Origin of the sequence: Chamaesiphon sp. (assembly GCF_041737865.1) — a bacterium.
Taxonomy (GTDB): domain Bacteria; phylum Cyanobacteriota; class Cyanobacteriia; order Cyanobacteriales; family Chamaesiphonaceae; genus Chamaesiphon.
On record NZ_JBGSQZ010000091.1, the window covers coordinates 1 to 2435 of the forward strand.

A 2435-nucleotide genomic window follows, 5' to 3' on the forward strand; every position below is an offset into this window, starting at 1 on the left:
TAGGTACTGGGTTCTCCTGGATTCCCTGGTCGTTGGAAATGACCTAGTGGGGCACTAATAATTACTTTCACGATCGACGGTTATTGAATTCTCTTATATATATATGCTTCCCAAATCGCAGGTAAAAAGTCACAAAAATCATTAAATAATGTTTACTTCGATCGGATTTATGCAAACATTTAAGATTTATAATTTTTAATAGCCTCAAAAATAATATTGGTCGGCGTACATTATGATGCTCAAAGCACTAGCTCGACCTAATCAAGATTTGCTCGTTCATCTCATCGGTGTTGGTGATGGCACCGCCAAACTTTGCCCAGATCTAGAAGTATGGGCAAAGTTAATCGGACTGCTCCATGACTATGGCAAGTATCATCCTAAATGGGTCTATGGAATTAATGAAATTGCCCAAGGTAGAGAAGTAAAGTTACCGCATCATTCAGTTGAAGGGGCTTTATATTTAATGCGGTTATTTCCCGATCGCAAACATTTTAAGGTTATTTCATTAGCAATAGCGATCGCTTGTCATCATACAGGATTACCCGATTTTCCAGCAGGAGTAGATTGGCTCATAGGAGAAGATCCAGCCAAACCGTTACCCAAACTCGATGACGATAGATGGAATATCGAGCCTGAATATCTAACCGCATTGCAACAAGCGATCGATGCTGTCGATTATCGCGATTTAGATAATTGGATCGTACCTAATCAGTATTCCACAGCTCAAAGATTACGATTTTTGTATGGCTGTTTGATTGCTGCCGATCGACAAAATGCAGCAATGAGCGACGGCTGGCAACCCAAGAATTATCCGTCAATGGCAGATCTGTCTGAGAAGCTAGCAGTTTGGTATGCAACTAAATATAGCAATCCTCAGACAGAAATCGACAGGTTACGTTGTGACTTTTATACTCAATGTCGAAAAAGAGCGCATCTTGCCCCTGGCTGGCTATCAGTACGCGGCCCATGTGGTATCTCCAAAACTTGGAGCGTAATGCAAATAGCTCTCGATCATGCAGCCCAATGGGATAAACAAAAAGTCATTTATTGTGTGCCGTGGACGGCAATTTTAGAACAGTCGTACAACCAGTATCAAGAAGTATTAGGCGCGGATAATGTTCTTGGGCACTGGAGTACATTGGTCGATCCAAAAACTCAAGACCCGAAACAACTTCGTAACTCTCGACAGTGGTGGGAAACGCCCATTATCACTACAACGATGGTGCAACTTTTTGAAGTGTTGCTGGGTTCTAGAGCACAAACGGCGCAAAGAATGCCCAGTTTAAAAAATGCGGTGATTGTCTTGGATGAAGTACAAGGATTACCAAATGAACTATTAATCGCTTGTATTAAAATACTCGACCAATTAGTGCAAGACCACGGAGTTTCAATTATATTGTCAACGGCAACTATGCCAGATTACGCACCTTTGGGCATTAATCCAATCGAAGTACTTCCACAAGCTCAAATCGATCGATATTTCGCAGGCACTAGACGAGTCGAATATAAATGGGCTAAATCACCTTTAACATGGGAATTCATCACCGCTGAAATCGTCCAATCTCAAAAAAGTAGCACCCTGATTGTGACAAATACTGTAGCTACTTGTAATGATGTTTATACAGTTACGCAATCTCTGTCAGATTATCAAGTTTATAAATATACTGCTAATATGCCTCCCGCTCACCGCGATGTAGTCTTAGCTGAGATTAGGGCAGCAGTCGATCGAGCGAAAAAGGATGGTCATCCTGTCATTATTTGCGCGACTAGCGCGATTGAAACAGGTGTAGATCTCGATTGTGCTCAGGGCTACCGCGAACTATCAGGATTAGAATCGATCGTGCAATTTGCTGGACGGATCAACAGGAACAAGAAAGATAGTGAAAGTCCTGTAACTATATTTAAAACTGTACGAAATTATCCAGTCCCTCTTGGTAGCGATAGACGCGCTACTCGTACATTACAGGCAATGGCAATGGGTACAAATCTACAGTCACCAGATGTCTTGACGCTTTATAGCAAATTACTGTTACAAGATGCAATTTTATCGCAGCACAATTCTGGTGTTTATAATTACTTAGAAGGTCTTAAAAAATTAGAGTGGAAAACTGTCAGCCAAAAATGGCAAATGATCTCTCCCACAAGTTCAGTGTTAGTCAATCCTCGTTGGTGGAACGCCTCGCCTAGTATTCTTGCTGAATACGACGAAGCGATCGGTAAAGCTAACTATCGAATTCTACAACGGCACTGTGTTGGTCTGTATAAAGAAAAATACGATCGAGCTAAAAAAGATGGGTACATCGATTCGTCAACTGGAATAGATGAATGGCTTGGTGGCTACGATCTTGGCTTAACAAGCAACCTTCCGCTGCTACTTTAGTAAACCGCAACGCGAACCTATAGTGATAGCAGAATTTCTGGGAGGTTCGCGATCT

1 protein-coding gene is annotated in these 2435 nt (G+C 41.8%); it reads left to right on the plus strand.

Annotated features, from left to right (window positions below; translation table 11 throughout):
- Positions 1-232: 232 nt before the first annotated feature.
- The gene (locus tag ACEW9J_RS06475) at positions 233-2380 is read left to right on the plus strand and encodes a CRISPR-associated endonuclease Cas3'' (protein WP_373544317.1); all 2148 of its coding nucleotides are present in this window, start codon (positions 233-235) and stop codon (positions 2378-2380) included.
- Positions 2381-2435 lie beyond the last annotated feature (55 nt).

Coding starts and splice junctions, on each gene's coding strand:
- ACEW9J_RS06475 (WP_373544317.1), top strand. CDS start 233: ATGATGCTCAAAGCACTAGCTCGACCTAATCAAGATTTGCTCGTTCAT.